Annotated in this window: 22 protein-coding genes and 1 riboswitch; of the genes, 8 read left to right on the forward strand and 14 right to left on the reverse strand. The window is 38.3% G+C overall.

Features of this window, described 5'->3' with window-relative positions; all coding sequences use genetic code 11:
* Positions 1–678: 678 nt before the first annotated feature.
* Complete coding sequence (locus CIL03_RS09685; RefSeq protein WP_165767925.1) at positions 679–1,020, reverse strand: YuiB family protein; 342 nt, start codon at positions 1,018–1,020, stop codon at positions 679–681.
* Between the two features lie 79 nt (positions 1,021–1,099).
* Entirely contained in the window at positions 1,100–2,317 is a 1,218-nt protein-coding gene (locus CIL03_RS09690) for an NAD(P)/FAD-dependent oxidoreductase (RefSeq protein ID WP_094885661.1), read from the reverse strand.
* Positions 2,318–2,650: 333 nt separating this feature from the next.
* Here CIL03_RS09690 and CIL03_RS09695 point away from each other — a divergent pair, with 333 nt between their 5' ends.
* Positions 2,651–3,634 (forward strand): NAD(P)/FAD-dependent oxidoreductase, encoded by a 984-nt coding sequence (locus tag CIL03_RS09695; protein ID WP_094885662.1) that lies wholly within the window; start codon positions 2,651–2,653, stop codon positions 3,632–3,634.
* 269 nt (positions 3,635–3,903) lie between these two features.
* Here the strand turns inward: CIL03_RS09695 and CIL03_RS09700 are convergent, their stop codons facing one another.
* The 3 genes from CIL03_RS09700 to CIL03_RS20240 all read right to left on the reverse strand — a co-directional run bounded on the left by CIL03_RS09700 (position 3,904) and on the right by CIL03_RS20240 (position 5,300).
* The gene (locus CIL03_RS09700; RefSeq protein WP_094885663.1) at positions 3,904–4,608 is read right to left on the reverse strand and encodes a Crp/Fnr family transcriptional regulator; all 705 of its coding nucleotides are present in this window, start codon (positions 4,606–4,608) and stop codon (positions 3,904–3,906) included.
* Positions 4,609–4,722: 114 nt separating this feature from the next.
* Positions 4,723–5,079: a HesB/IscA family protein gene (locus tag CIL03_RS09705; RefSeq protein WP_094885664.1), complete on the reverse strand. Its 357-nt coding sequence runs from the start codon at positions 5,077–5,079 to the stop codon at positions 4,723–4,725.
* Positions 5,080–5,153: 74 nt separating this feature from the next.
* A complete protein-coding gene (locus tag CIL03_RS20240) occupies positions 5,154–5,300 on the reverse strand; it encodes a DUF1462 family protein (protein ID WP_108721250.1) in 147 nt (48 codons plus the stop codon).
* Positions 5,301–5,477: 177 nt separating this feature from the next.
* On the opposite strand from CIL03_RS20240, the gene CIL03_RS09710 reads away from it, so the two are divergent.
* Positions 5,478–5,723, forward strand: coding sequence for a NifU family protein (locus tag CIL03_RS09710; RefSeq protein ID WP_240508043.1), 246 nt, complete (start codon positions 5,478–5,480; stop codon positions 5,721–5,723).
* A gap of 60 nt (positions 5,724–5,783) precedes the next feature.
* Here the strand turns inward: CIL03_RS09710 and CIL03_RS09715 are convergent, their stop codons facing one another.
* Together CIL03_RS09715 and CIL03_RS09720 are read right to left on the reverse strand one after the other, a co-directional pair.
* Positions 5,784–6,749: a 2-hydroxyacid dehydrogenase gene (locus CIL03_RS09715; protein ID WP_094885666.1), complete on the reverse strand. Its 966-nt coding sequence runs from the start codon at positions 6,747–6,749 to the stop codon at positions 5,784–5,786.
* A gap of 25 nt (positions 6,750–6,774) precedes the next feature.
* Positions 6,775–7,752: a protein kinase family protein gene (locus CIL03_RS09720; protein WP_240508044.1), complete on the reverse strand. Its 978-nt coding sequence runs from the start codon at positions 7,750–7,752 to the stop codon at positions 6,775–6,777.
* Between the two features lie 84 nt (positions 7,753–7,836).
* Here CIL03_RS09720 and CIL03_RS09725 point away from each other — a divergent pair, with 84 nt between their 5' ends.
* On the forward strand, positions 7,837–8,349 hold the full coding sequence (locus CIL03_RS09725; protein WP_094885667.1) for a phosphatidylglycerophosphatase A family protein: 513 nt from the start codon (positions 7,837–7,839) through the stop codon (positions 8,347–8,349).
* A gap of 24 nt (positions 8,350–8,373) precedes the next feature.
* Here the strand turns inward: CIL03_RS09725 and CIL03_RS09730 are convergent, their stop codons facing one another.
* The 3 genes from CIL03_RS09730 to CIL03_RS09740 all read right to left on the reverse strand — a co-directional run bounded on the left by CIL03_RS09730 (position 8,374) and on the right by CIL03_RS09740 (position 10,742).
* Positions 8,374–9,144 carry a TIGR01457 family HAD-type hydrolase gene (locus CIL03_RS09730; protein ID WP_094885668.1) on the reverse strand — a complete coding sequence of 257 codons (771 nt, stop codon included), beginning with the start codon at positions 9,142–9,144 and terminating at the stop codon, positions 8,374–8,376.
* A gap of 506 nt (positions 9,145–9,650) precedes the next feature.
* Positions 9,651–10,286, reverse strand: coding sequence for a helix-turn-helix transcriptional regulator (locus tag CIL03_RS09735; RefSeq protein ID WP_165767926.1), 636 nt, complete (start codon positions 10,284–10,286; stop codon positions 9,651–9,653).
* An 18-nt stretch (positions 10,287–10,304) separates the two neighbouring features.
* Entirely contained in the window at positions 10,305–10,742 is a 438-nt protein-coding gene (locus tag CIL03_RS09740) for a DUF86 domain-containing protein (RefSeq protein ID WP_094885670.1), read from the reverse strand.
* A 117-nt stretch (positions 10,743–10,859) separates the two neighbouring features.
* Here CIL03_RS09740 and CIL03_RS09745 point away from each other — a divergent pair, with 117 nt between their 5' ends.
* The 3 genes from CIL03_RS09745 (at position 10,860) to CIL03_RS09755 (ending at position 12,940) form a co-directional block, all read left to right on the forward strand.
* Entirely contained in the window at positions 10,860–11,129 is a 270-nt protein-coding gene (locus CIL03_RS09745) for an SAV0927 family protein (protein ID WP_094885671.1), read from the forward strand.
* 14 nt (positions 11,130–11,143) lie between these two features.
* On the forward strand, positions 11,144–12,583 hold the full coding sequence (locus tag CIL03_RS09750; RefSeq protein ID WP_094885672.1) for an amidase: 1,440 nt from the start codon (positions 11,144–11,146) through the stop codon (positions 12,581–12,583).
* Positions 12,584–12,658: 75 nt separating this feature from the next.
* Complete coding sequence (locus CIL03_RS09755; protein WP_094885673.1) at positions 12,659–12,940, forward strand: hypothetical protein; 282 nt, start codon at positions 12,659–12,661, stop codon at positions 12,938–12,940.
* 24 nt (positions 12,941–12,964) lie between these two features.
* Here CIL03_RS09755 and CIL03_RS09760 read toward each other — a convergent pair whose 3' ends face one another.
* Positions 12,965–13,240 (reverse strand): YutD family protein, encoded by a 276-nt coding sequence (locus tag CIL03_RS09760; RefSeq protein ID WP_094885674.1) that lies wholly within the window; start codon positions 13,238–13,240, stop codon positions 12,965–12,967.
* 129 nt (positions 13,241–13,369) lie between these two features.
* Between CIL03_RS09760 and CIL03_RS09765 the strand changes: the two genes are divergently transcribed.
* Positions 13,370–13,939, forward strand: coding sequence for a YhcN/YlaJ family sporulation lipoprotein (locus CIL03_RS09765; protein WP_165767927.1), 570 nt, complete (start codon positions 13,370–13,372; stop codon positions 13,937–13,939).
* Positions 13,940–14,347: 408 nt separating this feature from the next.
* Positions 14,348–15,256: a M23 family metallopeptidase gene (locus CIL03_RS09770; protein ID WP_094885946.1), complete on the forward strand. Its 909-nt coding sequence runs from the start codon at positions 14,348–14,350 to the stop codon at positions 15,254–15,256.
* Between the two features lie 46 nt (positions 15,257–15,302).
* On the opposite strand, the gene CIL03_RS19600 is transcribed toward CIL03_RS09770, so the two are convergent.
* The 3 genes from CIL03_RS19600 to CIL03_RS09780 all read right to left on the reverse strand — a co-directional run bounded on the left by CIL03_RS19600 (position 15,303) and on the right by CIL03_RS09780 (position 18,733).
* Complete coding sequence (locus CIL03_RS19600) at positions 15,303–15,401, reverse strand: methionine/alanine import family NSS transporter small subunit (RefSeq protein ID WP_108721245.1); 99 nt, start codon at positions 15,399–15,401, stop codon at positions 15,303–15,305.
* Positions 15,402–16,949: a sodium-dependent transporter gene (locus CIL03_RS09775; RefSeq protein ID WP_094885676.1), complete on the reverse strand. Its 1,548-nt coding sequence runs from the start codon at positions 16,947–16,949 to the stop codon at positions 15,402–15,404.
* A gap of 224 nt (positions 16,950–17,173) precedes the next feature.
* Positions 17,174–18,733 carry a Na+/H+ antiporter NhaC family protein gene (locus tag CIL03_RS09780; RefSeq protein ID WP_094885677.1) on the reverse strand — a complete coding sequence of 520 codons (1,560 nt, stop codon included), beginning with the start codon at positions 18,731–18,733 and terminating at the stop codon, positions 17,174–17,176.
* Positions 18,734–18,892: 159 nt separating this feature from the next.
* Positions 18,893–19,072, reverse strand: a riboswitch (Lysine riboswitch).
* Positions 19,073–19,119 lie beyond the last annotated feature (47 nt).

The raw sequence follows: 19,119 nt of genomic DNA on the forward strand, positions 1-19,119 counted from the left end.
ATGCATCAGCTAGCTCAAGCATTCTAAAGTTTACTATTCTACCAGTTCAGCTTTACCAATTTGCAGAATAATATACGACTTTTTTTGTAAAAATAAAAACACACGCTTATTCTCATTTGAGAAACTACGTGTGTTTGCTGATTTTTATTTAGAATAAAGGCTATTTAATAAAAGATCTTTCTTGCAATTAAATGAATAAACCAAAGATGCTGTGGGCAGTTTCTATAGACTGCGACATAACTGCCCTGTTGATTTCAACTTCGGACGGATGTTTCACGGGTTGAACGGATTATCAGGATTTGGGGTACTTCTCTGAGCCCAAATAGCTAGAAAACAATAGCTACCGGTCACATAGAGCACCTCTCTAAGCCCATACAACCAGAAACAAATAGCTACCGGTCACATAGAGTGCCTCTCTAAGCCCAAATAGCCAGAAACAAGTTGCTGCCGGTCACATAGAGTGCCTCTCTAAGCCCATACAACCAGAAACAAGTTGCCACCGGTCACATAGAGTGCCTCTCTGAGCCCAAACAACAAGAATCAAATAGCCACCGGTCACATAGAGTGCCTCTCTGAGCCCAAACAACCAGAACAAGTTGCCACCGGTCACATAGAGGATATTTCGGTGGATGATCAATCACGTACTTAACTTCAGTAATCCAAACAAAAAAAGCAATATTAAAACATCTGATATCCACTTTTACGCAATATTTTAATTACAATTCCTGAAACAATTGTACCAGCTAATCCTGATAATAAAATGGTAATATCTACCGGAGTAATTTCCGTTAATTTCGTGAATGCTATGGAAAAGGAGTCTCCCGGGTTTTTGAAATATTCTAATGTAGAAAGATCATCTATAATCATAATTACAATAATTGGATAGATAAAAGACATTAACCAGGTGCGTCTTAATAGCATATTCAGGATAAAAGCAATTCCAAAAAATATGACGAAATATAATAGTATTGATACAACTAATTGAATCAATGATGTATCTCCCTTCACTTTCTCTTTCATTTTACACAGTCTTCATTTTATAATAAAACGAAAGAAAAGCAAAGACACATGTCACTGTCCTTCCTTTTCTTGTTTTGCATTAATAAAAGATATTAAATTTTCCTTTCTTCATTAACAGACCTATTCCGCCTAATTTCAGAAGATACCGGTTATCAATTATTTTTTTCATTATTGTTGCCTTCCAGCCAAATAGCTTTTGCCCATTTAACACAACACCTATGGCATCGTTATGGCCCAAGGAAGCTACCGTACCGAGGATATTCGGTTTAAATCCTTCCATCTCTCCACCGCTTACAAGGGATTTTATATTGTGAGCAACCACATCTGCCTGCTGAATGGCAATTTGCGCAGTTGGAGGGTAAGGTCTGCCATTTTCCGGATTCGTGATTAATGCACAGTCCCCAACGACAAAAATATCATCATATTCTGGTGTACGCATATCGGTTCTCACTTCAACTTTTCCGCGATTTGTTTTTAGTCCAGATTTTTCTACAATACCATTTGCTTTAACTCCTGCAGCCCAGACTGTTGTCATTGCTGGAATTTCAACTAATTTTTCATCCTTTTCATACACAATTCCATCTGGCTTACATTCTTTGAGCATGGCACCTGTCACAAATTCCACTCCTCGTGATTCCAGTGAATTCATGGCATATTCAACCAGGTCAGGATCAAATCCCGGCAAAACTGTTGGTGAACCTTCCACATTTATAATCCGGACAAGATTTTTCTCGATATCATATTCCTCGCAAAGTTCCGGTATACGATTAGCAAGCTCTCCAAGGAATTCAATCCCTGTAAATCCACCGCCGCCAACAACTATGTTTAAACGTGACTGTTTTTTAACATTTTCTGTGTGATAAAGAGCAAAATTATATTCGATGTGTTCCTTAATCAGCCGTGCATTATTTATGTTTCCAATTGTAAAAGCATGTTCATCCAGGCCAGGTATGCCAAATGTTGCCGATTCAAATCCTAATCCAATAACAAGAATGTCGTATTCAATTTCTCCGTTTTCCAGCTTTACCTTCTTTTCTTCCTGCTTGATGGAAACAACTTTATCCTGAACAAAATTAACCCTGCTCATTTTAATAACTTCTTTTATTGAAATACGGGTACGTTCATGATGCAGTGTTCCTGCAGCATTCTCATGCAGCCAGGTAGACTGGTAATGATAGTCATTCAGATTGACAAGGGTAATATTTGCTTCATTTGCGCCTAATGACTTCTGTAGTTTCACAGTCGTCATCATCCCCCCATATCCCGCACCAAGTATTACTATATTCGGTTTCTTCATTTTTTGATCACTTCCATTTATATATTTCCTTTTTAATACGTATGTGACATTTTTCACTTATATAACAATAGAAACGCATGCATAATGCCACATAGATCTATTCGGAAATTAAAGTAAAATTAATATCTTTGTCATCATTTCGTAATATAACACCAAACAATATATTAGCCTTTTCAAGCGTTTTTTTCAACCCTAATTCTGTAAAAAGTCAATAAATTATTTATTCTGCCACACCTCACTAAAATTATGATGTGCATTAATACACAATGCTTATTTGTTTATGATACTATTGGAATGGCGTACAATTTAATATAGTGTATTGGAGGGACAACCATGACAGAAAAAGTATATGACGTTACCATAATCGGCGCAGGTCCTACTGGTTTATTCACTGCTTTTTATGGGGGTATGCGTCAAGCGAGCGTTAAAATAATTGAGAGTTTACCACATACTGGAGGGCAATTAACAGCCCTGTATCCAGAGAAATATATATATGATGTAGCAGGTTTTCCAAAAATTCGTGCACAGGAATTAGTAGAAAATCTGGAAGAACAGGCAAATTTATTTGATCCGACGATCGTACTTGAACAATCGGTGGAGAAAGTAGAAAGATTAGAAGATAATACCCTTAAACTAACAACAAATAAAGAAGTTCACTATACAAAAACAATCATTATCACCGCAGGGAACGGTGCCTTCCAGCCAAGACGTTTAACTGTTGGCGGCTGCGATCAGTTTGAAGGAGTAAACCTCCATTATCATGTGAAAGATATGAATAGATTTAAAGATCAGAATGTCATACTTTTAGGTGGCGGAGACTCTGCAGTAGACTGGGCTCTAATGCTGGAGCCAATCGCAAAAAAAGTAACACTTGTCCATCGCCGTGACAAGTTCCGGGCACATGAACACAGTGTTGAAAAATTAATGAATTCAAATGTGGACATTGTTACACCCTTTGTTCCAACAGAAATAGTCGCAACAGATCAAATAGATAAGGTAATTCTGGAAGAAGTAAAAGGCGACAGAGTAATGGAAGTCGATGTTGATGCAGTATTATGTAATTATGGATTCGTCTCCACACTTGGCCCGATAAAGGACTGGGGACTGGAAATTGAAAAAAACAGTATTGTTGTAAATACAAAAATGGAGACAAATATTCCCGGCATTTATGCAGCAGGTGATATCAGCACCTATGAAGGCAAGGTAAAACTTATAGCCACCGGCTTTGGCGAAGGCCCAACTGCCATCAACAACGCCAAACAATACATCGATCCAAAAGCAAGAATCCAACCAAAACACTCGACAAGCATGTTTTAGAACGAAAAGCGAAGGCGACTGTTCAGAAGCGGACTCATAAGCAAGAGGCCGAAAAGAGAGTGGTCTTTCTCTCTTGAAGTGCCTATTGCTTATGACGGCAGCTTCTAGGAGCCGGAGCTGGACACTAGGAAAAGTACAGCGGGCTTGCCCTCCGTCGCTAGCCCACGCGGCACTAGACAGCGAAAAGCAGAGGCGACTGCTTAGAAGCGGACGCATAAGCAAAAAATAAAGCTGGAACAACGGACTAATCCGTGGCTCCAGCTTTATTTTTATTCTGAGGCTATATCTACAAGTGCCTGCTTATCGATTAATTTGATATTCCGATGTCCTGTTTGTTCGATCCAGCCATTTGTTTGAAAACCCGATAATCTCCTGCTGATTGTTTCCTGAGTTGTTCCCAAATATGAGGCCAGATCTTTTTTACTCATAGGCAGTACAATTTCATTTGTGTTCGTCTCATCTGCTAATTCGATTAAATAGCTTGCAGTCCGCGTTTCCACATCCTTGGAACTTAACTGACCAACTAATTTTTCCGTTTGTTCCAGCCGGTTACTGAACTGCTCCAAGATTTTCACTGCGATGGTTGGATGCTTTTGCATCAGTTTCTGCATGTCACTTCTATGAATCATGCAAATATTCGTTTTTGCCATTGCTTCCGCATAACTATCCAATACCTTTTCAGTAAATAATGCCAGTTCCCCCATAAACTCACCCGGGTCCAGTATTCGCAGAAGCTGTTCTTTACCAGATTCGAACAGCTGATAGCTTTTAACCCGTCCCTGATGTACAATATATAAGTATTCGAGAGGGTCTCCTTCATGATAAATAATTTCACCTTTTTTAAAATTTCTGTGACTGCTCATACTTGCTATTTTTACCATTTCATCGTGATCAAGATGATTAAAAAAAGGTACCTTTGAAACACATAAATGTTTACTGTCTAATTCTTTATTATGGTTACATGATTCGCTCATTGGATAACCTCCATTCTCTCTAGAACTATTATATCTCACAATATAAAAACAGAGGCTTTAGCTGCTCGGACAAAAGAAAAGCCAGGGCGCTTCAAGCATCCTGACTGAACCAATTTAGCAATTTTCCGGTGAACCTTCTCTATTCTTTGCCCGAAATGAGGATCCACATCCACATGAAACAATGGCATTCGGATTATCGATACTGAACCCGCCGCCCATCATGTTTTGCTTAAAATCTATTGTTGTTCCTTCTATGATAGGAATGTCCTGGTTGAAAAACACAACAGGGATCCCATTAATATCTTCCTTCACATCAAGTTCTTCATTAACATCATATTCAAAGCCTAATGAATAGGATAATCCGCTGCATCCGCCACCTTTGATACCAAAGCGCAAGCGTGCCCCTGCTGTTTCTTCTTTCATCATTTCCTGAATCTGATTACTTGCATTATCTGTAATCGTAATAACCACTACACGGCCTCCTTTTTCATGTTAGGTTATCTACTAGTATACAAATATTAACACTACTTCTCAAACAATTCGTTTTAATTCGCAAATTTATCTTCCTGAGCCTGCAGCTCTACCCCATTTTTATCCAAATCCTGATAAATAGTTTTCAATTGTGGGATTCCTTCTTCTTCTATTTCTTCATTTACAAAAACAATCGGATAAAATAAATCCTCTTCAAAAATACGCTCTACCTATTTATCATAATCAGTACATTTTTATTGCTCACCAGAAAAATCTCCGCTGCATAGTTACTTTTATTTTACAAAATGTTCATGAAAAGATAAACTAAAAGAGACTAAAGATACACGGGATTAATTTTTGAGATAGATTTTTCAGCAAATCCGTTTTATAATAGTAATATGGAAAGGAGAAGATGGATAATGCAAGAACAAGTACAAGAAGTATTGAACAAATTACGTCCATTTTTACTGCGTGATGGTGGAGATGTGGAATTAATTGATGTGGATGATGAAGGCATTGTGCTTCTTCGTCTCATGGGAGCTTGCGGGAACTGCCCAAGTTCTACAATCACATTAAAAGCAGGTATTGAACGTGCATTGATGGCTGAAGTTCCTGGCGTTAGAGAAATCGAACAGGTATTTTAATTATACGATAGATCATATGGAAGGCAGACATCTTATTGTCTGCCTTTTTTAATGTATTTTTTATTCCACCGGAGTTTTCGGTTTTCCACCATTCAGAACAGACACAATATTTTCCAGGCACAGTTCAAGCATTGCCGTCCGTGTTTCCTCACTTGCCGATCCAATATGCGGCAGACAAACTGCGTTATCCAGAGTCATTAATGGATGATCTTTTCGAATTGGTTCTTCGACAAATACATCCAGTCCGGCTGCTGTAATCTGCTTTGTCTTCAACGCTTCAAAAAGTGCTTCCTCATCTACTGTTGCACCGCGTGATATATTTATAAAAATACCGGTAGCTTTCATTTTTTTAAATGCAGATGCATCGAACATTTTATGTGTTTCGCTGCTCAATGGCACAACGGAAACAACAAAATCTGCTTCACTTAACAGATTGTCAAAATCAGTATAGACTGCCTGCAATTCCTCTTCAGCTTTATGTTTCCGTGAGCGATTATGATACAGCACTGACATTCCAAAACCTCTGGCACGTCTGGCAATTGCTTCTCCAATTCTTCCCATCCCGACAATTCCTATAGTTTTATGGTGAATATCAGAGCCTGCAAGTAAATACGGTGCCCAGTTTTTCCACTGGTCGTTCTTAATATATTTATTTGCTTCAACAATCCTTCTTGCAGTAGCCATTAGCAATGCAAATCCTAAATCTGCAGTTGTTTCCGTTAGGACATCAGGTGTGTTTGTGATAATTACTTCTTTTTCCTTCGCAGCCTCTATATCAATATTATCAAATCCGACTGCCAGATTAGCAGATATTTTGAGTCGTGTTGCATGATTCAAGAGCTCTTGATCAATTGCATCACTCAGCATGCTTATTAAACCATCCGCATCTTTTACTTCCTCCAGCAGCACATCCCTGGGTACAGGCTCCCCTTCTTTCTCCCACATTCGAAAATCAATATCATTCATATATGGGTGCAGTAACTTATCAGGTATTTTTCTGGTAATATAAACTTTTGGTTTCGACATATCCTGCCTCACTCCTGTATCATGATTATAACCAGTGTAACACAGGAATTTGCAATGCCTCATGATCCATGTTTACTGTTTCAAAAAAACGCTTAAGCTTTTTCTCATAAATGTTCTGTTTTTCCAGCATGGATTGTAATTCGATATAGGATTGCTCTGGATCTTCTCGTTTAATTCCACGCTCCATCAAATCAAAAAAATGAATGGGAAAAATTAATCTGGCATAAAGCAGCCGCCAGCTGAATACAGATAATGGTCTGACTGATTGATATTCGTTAATAAATAAGCCGATTTCTTGGGTCTCCTTATTATTAAGCATCATGAATCGTATAACTTCTGCTATATCCCTCACAGGATGGTCATAGAATAAATCCTCTGCCCATATAACAGGCCTACTCAGCTGATCTGAATAACGTCTAAATGCAATGGTCCCCTGATCAGCCTCGTGGAAACGGTGATCATAATTACTTTCCTGAAGGTACTGTATTCCATTTTCACTAATCCCGATAATGTATGGTAATACATCCATTAGCAGTCGATAATAGCTCGAAGGATTCTTTCGACTATCTTCTTCTATATGATTTTCAAAAAAGGAAAGCTTGTTTATCCATAACTGCTTCCACTGACCATAGCTGGAAATTGATTTTGGCTCATAGCTGTATGCGGAGCCAACCTGGTGAAAATTTCCCAGTGATGCCCCTGATGAATAAGGATTTTCGGAATGATTATGCCGTAACTGAAACACCATATAATCAGAACCCTGATTTTTGGTAATCCAATCTCCATGTATATTCGGTATTGGCACAGCCAGTTGACTATACCTGTTTTCCATCAAATAATAAGCCAGTGCTGCCTGTTCCATATGTATAATTTCCTTGTTGTCTGCAGAAATGGTAAAATAAACATATTCATCTTGTTTGTACCCATCCCTACCATCCAGCATCACTTTCTCTTCCGTCTGGATTGCATAATAAGTACGAATCATATCTGTAAATGGCAACATGATCTCCCCCATAAGCTTTTACCATAGTGTATGAGGTGAAAATACATTTCTTAACTAAAATTCTCAAGAAAAAAGGTGATTGATTTGGATAAAAATACAAAACAAAGCGAATTGGAAGTAAAAGCAAGACAATGGCTCACAGAACGTGGTGTTACATTAGATGATATTGCAGAGCTTGTTTATTACTTGCAGTCAAAATATCATGAGAACTTAAGCATGGAGGATTGCCGGCATAATGTGGACCGTGTTTTAACAAAAAGAGAGGTGCAGAATGCAGTATTAACCGGTATTCAATTAGATGTGCTTGCTGAGAAAAAGCTGCTCGAGCAGCCATTGCAAAAAACAATAGATACGGATGAAAGTCTTTATGGGGTTGATGAAATTATTGCACTATCCATTGTAAATGTTTATGGTTCCATTGGCTTTACAAACTATGGTTACATTGATAAACAAAAACCTGGCATTTTAAAGAAATTGAACGATAAATCCACAGGAAAAGTGCATACATTTCTTGATGATATCGTTGGCGCAATTGCCGCTGCAGCCTCAAGCAGACTAGCTCACGGTACTGCTGATGATAAAGAATTGGATGATTAAAAAGGAAGAGCTGCTACGCTCTTCCTAAATTTTATCCGTCCATTCCCTTAAGCTTTGAACATAATAGTCTGGCCGTTTTTCCAGAGATTCCAGTTCGCCGAATGGTGTTACACCTGTAAAAACCATCAATGTATCAATCCCAGCATTGATGCCTGCACGAATATCTGTATTATAATTATCGCCAACCATTAATGTGTCCGCTTTAGGCAAGCCAAGCATTTCAACAGCTTCATCCATTATTATTCGTTCCGGCTTTCCGATAAAAATAGGTTTCTTTCCTGTACTTACCGTAATAACTGAAGTTAACGCACCATTGCCAGGCAAAAGTCCTCTTTCCGTCGGTATCGCGATATCACTGTTTGTAGAAATAAATGTCGCACCGTTACGAACTTCAATACAGGCTTGAGCCAATTTTTCATAATTAATTGCACGGTCAATCCCGGCTACTACGAAATCACAATTTTCCTCCGCAATTATTAACCCTTCTTTTTCCAAAGCATGATATATTCCCTCTTCACCAATAACGTAGCATCTGGCATCAGCTTTTTGCTGTTTTATGTATTTCGCTGTGGCCAGACTTGTTGTCACAACCTTATCTGGAGTTGACTTTATTCCCATTGCATTTAGTTTGTCTGATACAGCTTTTTGTGTTTTGGATGAGTTATTAGTAACGAATAAATACGGAATGTTTTTCGCACTCAATGCATCTATAAAATCGGCTGCAGCCTCGATAGGCTCTTTACCAAGATACATCGTTCCATCCAGATCAATTAAATATCCTTTATATTGTTTCAAGATTAAACCTCTCTTTCCAGCTCTTTCAAATTGGACGTTTACGCATACTTTGATGTACTTTTAACTACGCAGTTTTTATAAACTGCAACGTAACCGCTCTCTTGATTTCAACCTCGGACGGATGTTTCGCGGGTTGAACGGATTATCAGGATTTGGGGTACTTTTCTGAGCTCAACAGCTAGAAAACATTAGCCACTGATCACATAGAGCGCCTCTCTATGCCCAAACAACCAGATACAAGTAGCCACCGGGCACATAGAGCGCCTCTCTATGCCCAAACAACCAGATACAAGTAGCCACCGGGCACATAGAGCGCCTCTCTATGCCCAAACAACCAGATACAAGTAGCCACCGGGCACATAGAGGCGGGGGATGGCTGATATGATGATGGAAGTGTGGTTATATTTACTGAGCGGTCGATGGGATTCATCGCTGATTTTACTTAGCAATTTCTATCAATTGCTAACTAAATTTCATTAATAAACTAAATAAAGAAGGACAGCACCTCATGCTTTTTTGGGTGCTTTGATCGTCCACTTGCAAAAATTATCGCCACTTGTTATACAAGAATGTGAAATAACTTCACTTGTTGGAAAAACATCATCAAAAACAATTTTTTCGTTTCGGCAAACCTGTCTATACTCTGTTGCAATATTAGAAATAGGACAATTAAAATGCTTCATTTCATAATGTCCCTCTTCCGTTTTCTCTACCTCAACCATATAGCCTTTTTCATCCTGAATCCTAGCAACCTCAGCTATTTTTTCATCAAATTCATCCGAAGCTATCTCTTTCTCAAAAAAGTCTCTTTCTCTCTCCATGCGCCTTGCCAATACATCATTCACAGCCTGTTTTCCTTGAAGAGCCTCTAAATCCTGCAAAAGCTCAAGTGGCAGTTTTTCATACTGATTTGGAAAGGTGTCATGCCCTTTCTTTGTCAGTTCATATACATAATAAGGCCTGCCCATGCTTTGCTTAATTGTTTTCCTTTTTACAAATCCCTGCTGCACTAGTTCATGGATATGTTTCCTGACAGCTATTTCCGAGATAGTAAAATACTCCATAATTTCGGTAATCATCATTTCATGATCTTTTTTTAATATATTTAACAGCTTTTGTTTTGTTGGGGTCCGTTTGTTCATAACTATCACCTTTATCATTCATTCATTTGAAAATGCATTTGCAACTCCTAATTCATTATTCAAATAGTTACGGATATGTGAACTGAATTTTTCCATGACATTTTTCTCAGCCATTATCGTTTTATGCAGTTCATCATGATTAATTGAGGTATAATCATTTACAATTACTTTCCTGAGTTTGATGATTTCTTTATAGCTGCTTTCTTCCTCTGCAGGTAAAACTTTCTCATCAATTAATATATCGATAATGTCATCATAACTGCCAGGATCGCGCATAATAAAACCATCAATCATCATATTTCCGACATCCAGTACAGATTCGATGAATACTTGTGACATTCTTTCCAGTGCCAGCTTTTCCATAATGGACTCATAGCTGTTCTTTTCCAATTCCTTTATTATTTCTTCCATATATATAAGAATTTGTTCAATTTTGCTGCGGTCTATAAAATACATATCAAATACCTCCAGTTAGCCTTGTAACACTACTATCATACCATAATTTTCATGAATAACTGCAACAAACATGGTATAGTTAATGAAAATGTTGAAAATTTGCAAAGGAGGATAACCTTGAGTAAAAAGTACGAGTTTTTAAAAGATGAAACCAAAACAACAAAAGTACGGTATATTAGCTTTATGGGGGAATATCATCGTTATGATTTTGCTTTTATGGAGCATGAAGAGGATCCTGCGAAAATAATTGTATTGTTTTTACAGAAAAATCGGCTTGCTGTTATTGGAAAGCATAGCTTAAACGAGCCAGGCAATATCGAACACAATCTCCATGTTTCCGAAATAGAAGCAGGTGAAATACGCCGTTTCTTTAGAGAAATAATATAATCGGGGGCTGTTAAATGAATACAGAGGTTTCTGCTGCAAAAACAGATATAGTATCATTGGACGCAACATCCATTGCTTCTATTATAAAAAGTGGGAGTATAACAAGCGTTGAAGCAACTAAGATATATATTGAACAAATTAATAAAGTCAATCCATCAATAAACGCACTTGTGGAAGACCGCTTTAATGAAGCAATTACTGAAGCTGAGGAAAGAGATGCTTTTTTTAAACAATCGGATAAAGTTGGCCCATTGCACGGTGTACCAATAAGTGTAAAAGAATCATTTCATGTAGAAAACATGAAAACTACCGGCGGGCTGGAGCATCGGCAGGATTTAATAGCTAGAACAGATGCAGAAGTAATAGCAAAGCTAAAAAAGGCAGGGGCTGTAATTTTAGGAAAAACCAACACACCTGCATTATGCTTTTGTCAGGAAACAGACAATAAATTATATGGACGGACAAATAATCCCTGGGATATAACAAGAACTGCCGGAGGTTCAAGCGGTGGCGAAGGAGCATTACTTGCTTCAGGAGGAGCAGCAGTTGGCATCGGATCTGATATTGGGGGTTCAATTCGTATACCCTCCCATTTTAATGGGGTAGTTGGGTTTAAGCCAGGTATGCATCAGGTATCTGCTGAAGGTCATTTCCCCCCAATTATGATTCCACTGCAGGAAAGAATGCTCACGATGGGTCCGATGGGAAAATCAGTCCGCGATATGAGCCTTATATATGATATTATTGCAAACAATCGTCCATCCTGGCGCTCTTTACAAGATTTTAAAATTGAAATTTTACCCGGAAATAATAATTATCCGTTAGAAGATGATACAAAAGTAATCCTGACCAATATTGAAAAATTTATTTCACAGTCCTATTACACGAAACGTTCTGTGCCACCTTTTTTTGAGGAAAGTGCACTGCTCTGGCAGGAGATCATGTCTATGTATGGCAGCAAATTAATTGAGGAAGAAGCATTTAACAATGATCGATCCAATGTATTTTCAGCCTTTTTCAAAGAAAAACTGACACAAAGGACGAAGGTTCATCCATATTTATCCTGGGCTATTATTGGTTCAAAACTATTTAAACCATCAAAAGGAAGAATCCGGGAGATTGAAGCACTTATTGAAGAAGGAGACAAAAAAGTAGAGGAATATTTAACAAATCGCATATTGATTTTTCCGGTTTATCATTCTACCGCTCTCCATCATGGAAAGGTATTCAAGGAGCTGTTTTCAGTCCGCAAGACATTTTTGGATTATATGCCATATGTTGCCTATGCAAATGTCTGGGGGCTTCCTTCATTAACAATCCCAGTCGGAGCAGATGAAAAAGGTTTGCCGATAGGTATTCAGCTGATCAGCTGCAATGGAAACGAAAACGCCATATTCCAACTGGGGAAATTAGTAGAAAAGAAATTCAGAGGATATATACGTGCAGCAATATAATGTTAAATCCAGCAATTGGCATCATAGTTCCTTTCATTTAAACAAATGCTACAGATAAGAAAGGATGAACCAATTATGGCTAAAAATAATAAAAAGACTTATGGTGATTTTTCAAATGTCCGAAATCAGAAGAATGAATTAATACCTGAGGAATTTCCGGAAGGAGCATTTGGCTCTTCCATTAATAAAGAGGAGCCGGTTTACGGAAAGTCAACACCGTGGGAAAAAGGACAGAGACGGCAAAGTGCTTTTGTCTACCCTTATAAGGAATTGCATGAAGACTTGCCACGGCAAACACCAGGAGCTCATCCACTGCACGACGAAGAGGGAGATGTCCATCCGCTTGAGGAGCAGTAGTTCATTGATGAACTGCTGCTCACTTTATTTTGGAAGCTTTTTCAATACAAAATAAGCACAGCCAAAATTACAATATTCATACAGATAATCATCTACTGCACTGACTTTTGTATCAATCGCTGCCTTTGAATGCCTGTCATGATAAAATCCCTTTAACCGAAGCTGTTCATAGCCCCAGTCACCTACTATATAATCATATTTTGACAGGATTTCCGAAAAACGCTCCTTAAGTGCTTCATCATCAAATCCGTCTCTATAATTTTCAATCAGTTCATATTGCTTACCCTGTAATTCAATCAAAGCTATTCCCCCTACTTGAACTGACTATAGTTTATCATATTCCTCCATATCAAAACCACAATAATCTGTGTATGATATCCACTGTATAAAGCAAACTATAAAAGAGAAGCTCTAAGAAGGAGGGAAATCATGAAACCTAAGCTTTTTATTCCAGGAATTGTCCTGGCAGTCACTGTTATTTCCGGCTGTGCGGCAAATGACAATGCAATGGATGAGCGAAATGAGAACATCAGCGAACTTGACCCTGCCCGAGAACTGCAGGCTCCTGCAGATGACGAATTGAACAATAGACTGGGCTATGTACGATATACAAAGGATCAGCTTAATAATGATGCAGAAAGAAACCATGCGGTGACAATGGATCGCACACAGATGGCTAATATGATAACAAGAATTATATTGCGTAATGATGGGTTCAATGAGGTTGCAACACTTGTTACAGATGAAGAGGTTTTAATTGCTTATGATAAAAACGAAGATATAGATGAAGATATAGCTGCAGACATTGCAAAGAAAACCGCTGTATCGGTAATGCCAGAGTTTTTTGATGTGTATGTCTCTGACAATGATACATTGATCAGGGATATCCATAGCCTGCATAATTCCACAACAACCAATAAAAATTATGACAATACGATTGACAGTATTATTGATGAAATGAAGAATTCCTCTCAAGGCAAGGATTCTGAAGAGGGTTAAAACAGGCTTTCTATAGACCGCGACATAACTGCTCTGTTGATTTCAACTTCGGACGGATGTTTCGCTGGTTGAACGGATTATCGGGATTTGGGGTACTTCTCTGAGCCCAAATAGCCAGAAATAAGTAGCCACCGGTCACATAGAGCGCCTCTCTATGCCCAAACAACCAAAAACAAGTAGCCAACGGTCACATAAAGGATATTTCGGTGGATGGCTGATAAGACGATAGAAGTGTGGTTATATGTCCTGAGCGGCCGATAGAATTATCGTCGCTGATTTTTCTTCGCAATTTTCGTCAACTGTAAGGATAAAATTTTGTTATAAAAGATTATATATCAGGAGGTGAAACTCATTTTTTCCAAACTGATTTATGCTTCATTTCTGCTATTGCTTGTTAATTTCATCGGTATGGGGATTTCTCATGCAGAAGAAGCCGAAGAAGATATTCATAAAGAACGGATGGCTCTTTTTAAGAAAACGGAGGCACTTACTCAAATTCCATGGTATTATTTTGCGGCTATCGAAAATTATGAACGTAATATGAAAAAAGAAGATGATGGTGAATTAATATCAATTGCTGTGCCACCTGAACTCTGGTTTGGACTTGGGAACAGTTCCATGATCAAAGATGAAAAAATCATTGAATTTTTTAGTGGCAAAGGCAAGGATGGAAATGGCGACAGCAAAGCAGATCCTGAAAATCCTGAAGACATTCTATATACGATGGGAAATATCATCTTAGAATATGGCCAGACAAAGGATGATATTAAAATTGCTCTTTGGAATTATTACAAAAGAGATCTTACTGTTCAAACCATCATCAATACGTCAAAGGTTTTTAAAAAGTTCCAGGAGATTAATTTAACAGATCGGGACTTTCCAGTTTCCGTAAATTATAACTACAGCTATAACAATACATGGGGAGACAGAAGAGGATTTGGAGGGTTAAGGATACATGAAGGTACAGATATCTTTGCAGGATATGGGACACCAATAAAATCCACTACCTATGGTGTTATTGAAATGATGGGATGGAATTTGTATGGCGGATGGCGGATTGGAATAAGAGATATTTTTAATATTTACCATTATTATGCACATATGAGCGGCTATGATGATGATATTAAGCTTGGACAGGTGGTAAAACCAGGTGATGTTCTTGGCAGTGTAGGCTCCACGGGCTATGGCCCGCCTGGCACCTCAGGTAAATTCCCGCCACATCTGCATTATGGAATGTATAAAGACAACGGCTATAGTGAGTGGTCTTTTGATCCCTATCCATATTTAAAAAAATGGGAAAGAATGGCCAAAGATTAAAATAAGAGCCTCTGCCAAAAAAGGGTAAAGGCTCTTATTACATATATTATTTAGCTTTTTTCACAGCATGAGAAATACTTGCTGCCAAACCGCCCCATATAATTACCATACCAAGGATCATAACAAAGATTGCTCCACCACTCATTTATTTTGCCTCCCCAGTTTTATTCGTTTCTTCTTCCACTCCAGTAGAAGATTTCCACTTAGTTATTGACATTAGTATTCCAATTAGTAATGCCGCTGCTGCAACTGACCAGCCGCCAAACATGATAAATGCATCTGGGTAACCTTCATAGTTACCAGTTGTATTTCCTTCTCCGGTAAATTCCTTTAACAAATTCTGTTTAAATAATCCGAACATCATATATCCCATTACGATTGGAGTAATAATACTTAAGCTTATTGTCCACCATGAACCAAGGCGAATATCTGAAATTTCATTAGCGTGTTCCTGGATATTTTTAACCCTTCTCAGAACCCAGGCAATTAATACGACTTCAACCAACCCTAACATAGCTACACCAAACTGGTTAATGAAATAGTCTGCCGCATCCAGGAAGTATAAACCACCTTGTGTTGCGAACAGCAGTGAAATGACAGCAGCTAATCCGCCACCAAACAGTACTGCCTTTGCTCTGGAAATTTTAAATTTATCTACTAATCCCGCAACATAGGTTTCGGTAATGGACATCAAGGATGTTAAACCAGCAAGAACCAATGATGCAAAGAACAGGAATCCAAACAATTCATTTAATGCCGGGAACTCGTTTATGATTGCAGGGAAAACAACAAATGCCAATCCTACTCCGCCTGCAACAACCTCATCAACACTTACTCCCTGACCTACAGCCATAAATCCAAGAACGGCAAATACTCCAATACCTGCCAGTAACTCAAATGACGAGTTACCAAATCCTACAATAAATGCGTTATTTGTAATATCCGATTTTTTCGGCAAATAGCTGGAATAGGTAATCATGATTGCGAATGCAATGGATAAGCTAAAGAATATTTGTCCATATGCAGCAATCCATACATCAGGATCTGCAATTCTCGAGAAGTCTGGTGCAAAAAATGCATCAAGGCCTTCCATCGCACCAGGTAAAGTTACTGCCCGAATTACAATAATAAGAAAAATAATTACTAATGCCGGTATAAAAATTCTATTGGCAATTTCAATACCTTTTTTAACACCTCTGAATAAAATACCCAATACTACGATCCAAACAATGATTAAAGGAATTAGTACACCCGGTACAAAACTGCCTGTCTGTCCAGGATCAACGGACAGATTCAAATAATCACTGAACAAAAATCCTTCTGTGTCTGAGCCCCAACCCAGATTAAATGAAAAGATAGAATAGGATATCGCCCAAGCAATAATAACAGAATAATAGGTAGAAATTACAAATGCGACAAGAACGCCCCACCAGCCAACCCATTCTGTTTTTTTATTCAATCGTCTGAACGTCAATGGGGCTGAACCACGAAATTTATGTCCCATTGAAAACTCCATAATTAATATGGGAATACCTGCTGTCAGCAATGCGAATAAATATGGAATAAAGAATGCTCCCCCGCCATTTTCATACGCTACAGCCGGAAAGCGCCAGATATTACCAAGTCCAACTGCTGAACCAACTGCCGCTAAAATAAAACCTGCCCTTGTTCCCCACTGAGAACGTGTTTCCATATAAAGACCTCCCCTTTTCTTATCCCCTTTTAAATATCAGTATATGACAGATTGCATTAGGGAATGTTTATAATGTTTAATTTTTTCTGATATTTATGCTTGTATTATAACGGTACTTTCTAACTATGTCAAAGATTTTCACTATTCTATATTGTTGGCGCTTTCAGTATTTAACAATCCAAAAAATACTTTTCCATCCTGAAGACGGAAAAGTATTTTCATGGTTATGCCTGCTTTATTTTGTTTTTTGAAAAAGCATTAATTACCAACCCAACTGCAGTAACAATCGCAAGTGTTATAACCAGCGGTAATAGTACCTGATCTGTGAAACCAATGATCAGATAGCCCACACATGCTGCACCAGCAGCTAAAAATGCATAAGGGAGCTGTGTCAACACATGGTCAATATGATTTGATCCTGCACCTGTTGATGATAGAATCGTTGTATCTGAAATAGGTGTACAATGATCACCAAATACGGAACCTGCCAAAACTGCTGCCAGTGACGGAAGAAGCATATCGATATCTGTAATTACAGTTACTTCTGCTGCAATTGGCAGCATGATACCGAATGTCCCCCAGGATGTACCTGTTGCTAAGGCCATTATTCCGGCTATCAGGAAAAATAGAAATGGCAGCATCGAGGAACTAATGGAAGCTCCACTTACAATCTGTGCCAAATATTCACCTGTTTCTAATGTACCGATTACTGAACCAATCATCCATGCCAGCAATAGGATATAAATTGCAGGAAGCATTGTTTTAATTCCTTCTGCAAACAACTTCGGTGTATTTGCTCTCGGTTCGTTCTGTTGAAAATGAAATACAAGTGACGTCAGTACCGCAATCACTCCACCGGTGAATAAAGACAGATTTACATTTGTATTGGCAAATGTGGATAATAATGTAGCATCTTCTTCACTTGCGTTCATTCCAGTAATAATCATCGAAACAACCGTTGCAACAATTAGAACCCCGATTGGCACTAACAAATGGAAGACCCTGCCACTTTTATGCGGTTCAAATGTATCACCAAGATCACCGGGAACATAATCCTGTTCAGGATTCAGCAATTCTCCTGTTTCAACCGCACGTTTTTCATGTGTTCGCATTGCGCCAATATCCAGCTTAAAATAAGCAACAAGAAAAACGAGCAAAACTGCAGATAGTGCATATAAGTTCAATGGAATCATCTTAATAAATGCCTCCAGTGGCTGAATATCTGTTATACCATTAACAGCAAATAAACCGCCTAAAATCCCAATAATATAAGCACCCCAGCTTGATATCGGTGATATAACAGTAACCGGTGCTGATGTAGAATCAATAAAATAGGCAAGCTTCGCCCGGGAAATTTTATGTCTATCAGTTAAGGGTCTTGCAATTTGCCCGACCGCCAGACTGTTGAAATAATCATCAATAAAAATAATTAATCCTAAAACTGCTGTCATGATTTGCGCGCCTGTTCTTGTTTTTACGCGCTTCATCATCCATTCGCCAAAAGCCCGGCTTCCACCAGATGCCTGCAGAAATGCTGTCATGACGCCTAATAATAACAGAAAGCTAAGTAAAAGCAGATTTCCTGTATTCAGTGCACCTTCGGAAACAAAAATTTCATAAAAAATAGTCCATATTTCTTTAACAGTCTCAAGTATGTTAAAATCGTGGATCATTAAAGCACCAACGATAATACCTGCTCCAAGTGATAATAAAACTTTTCTTGTAAGTAATACAAGAGCCAGCATAAGCAGTGCTGGGATGATTGAATAAATTGTGCCTTCCATCGACGTTTACCCCCGTTATGTGATTGTAAGAAAGAACATGAAGATAATTTTTGATGAAATGCAGTGTATGGGATACGCAATTATTTTGTCTTGAAAACACAAAAAGACAACGATAGAAAATAACCATCATTGTCCCCGCAATATACGTTATCCTCCATTTCGATCAGTAGTTCTCCATGCTCTATTCTTTAAGCATGACAGTATACCTCTTTTTCAGGAGCTATACCAGCTATAATAAGTCTGACCCTTATTATGCTTCGGCAAACAATCCTTTCCCCAGCAATCACCGTTGTCATTCTCCTGCTGGTTACTTTTATTATTTGCGCCTCTACCTCACCGATCTGATAAGGTTTTATATTTAATTAAGTACAGTCTCACTATACTAG

Origin of the sequence: Virgibacillus indicus (assembly GCF_002266285.1) — a bacterium.
Lineage (GTDB): Bacteria > Bacillota > Bacilli > Bacillales > Amphibacillaceae > Virgibacillus_K > Virgibacillus_K indicus.

Bases quoted from the DNA above. Each gene is read 5' to 3' on its own strand.
- CIL03_RS09685 (WP_165767925.1), bottom strand. From the start codon at position 1,020: ATGAAAGAGAAAGTGAAGGGAGATACATCATTGATTCAATTAGTTGTA.
- CIL03_RS09690 (WP_094885661.1), bottom strand. From the start codon at position 2,317: ATGAAGAAACCGAATATAGTAATACTTGGTGCGGGATATGGGGGGATG.
- CIL03_RS09695 (WP_094885662.1), top strand. From the start codon at position 2,651: ATGACAGAAAAAGTATATGACGTTACCATAATCGGCGCAGGTCCTACT.
- CIL03_RS09700 (WP_094885663.1), bottom strand. From the start codon at position 4,608: ATGAGCGAATCATGTAACCATAATAAAGAATTAGACAGTAAACATTTA.
- CIL03_RS09710 (WP_240508043.1), top strand. From the start codon at position 5,478: ATGGAAAGGAGAAGATGGATAATGCAAGAACAAGTACAAGAAGTATTG.
- CIL03_RS09715 (WP_094885666.1), bottom strand. From the start codon at position 6,749: ATGTCGAAACCAAAAGTTTATATTACCAGAAAAATACCTGATAAGTTA.
- CIL03_RS09720 (WP_240508044.1), bottom strand. From the start codon at position 7,752: ATGTTGCCATTTACAGATATGATTCGTACTTATTATGCAATCCAGACG.
- CIL03_RS09735 (WP_165767926.1), bottom strand. From the start codon at position 10,286: ATGAACAAACGGACCCCAACAAAACAAAAGCTGTTAAATATATTAAAA.
- CIL03_RS09740 (WP_094885670.1), bottom strand. From the start codon at position 10,742: ATGTATTTTATAGACCGCAGCAAAATTGAACAAATTCTTATATATATG.
- CIL03_RS09750 (WP_094885672.1), top strand. From the start codon at position 11,144: ATGAATACAGAGGTTTCTGCTGCAAAAACAGATATAGTATCATTGGAC.
- CIL03_RS09755 (WP_094885673.1), top strand. From the start codon at position 12,659: ATGGCTAAAAATAATAAAAAGACTTATGGTGATTTTTCAAATGTCCGA.
- CIL03_RS09765 (WP_165767927.1), top strand. From the start codon at position 13,370: ATGAAACCTAAGCTTTTTATTCCAGGAATTGTCCTGGCAGTCACTGTT.
- CIL03_RS09770 (WP_094885946.1), top strand. From the start codon at position 14,348: ATGGGGATTTCTCATGCAGAAGAAGCCGAAGAAGATATTCATAAAGAA.
- CIL03_RS19600 (WP_108721245.1), bottom strand. From the start codon at position 15,401: ATGAGTGGTGGAGCAATCTTTGTTATGATCCTTGGTATGGTAATTATA.
- CIL03_RS09775 (WP_094885676.1), bottom strand. From the start codon at position 16,949: ATGGAAACACGTTCTCAGTGGGGAACAAGGGCAGGTTTTATTTTAGCG.
- CIL03_RS09780 (WP_094885677.1), bottom strand. From the start codon at position 18,733: ATGGAAGGCACAATTTATTCAATCATCCCAGCACTGCTTATGCTGGCT.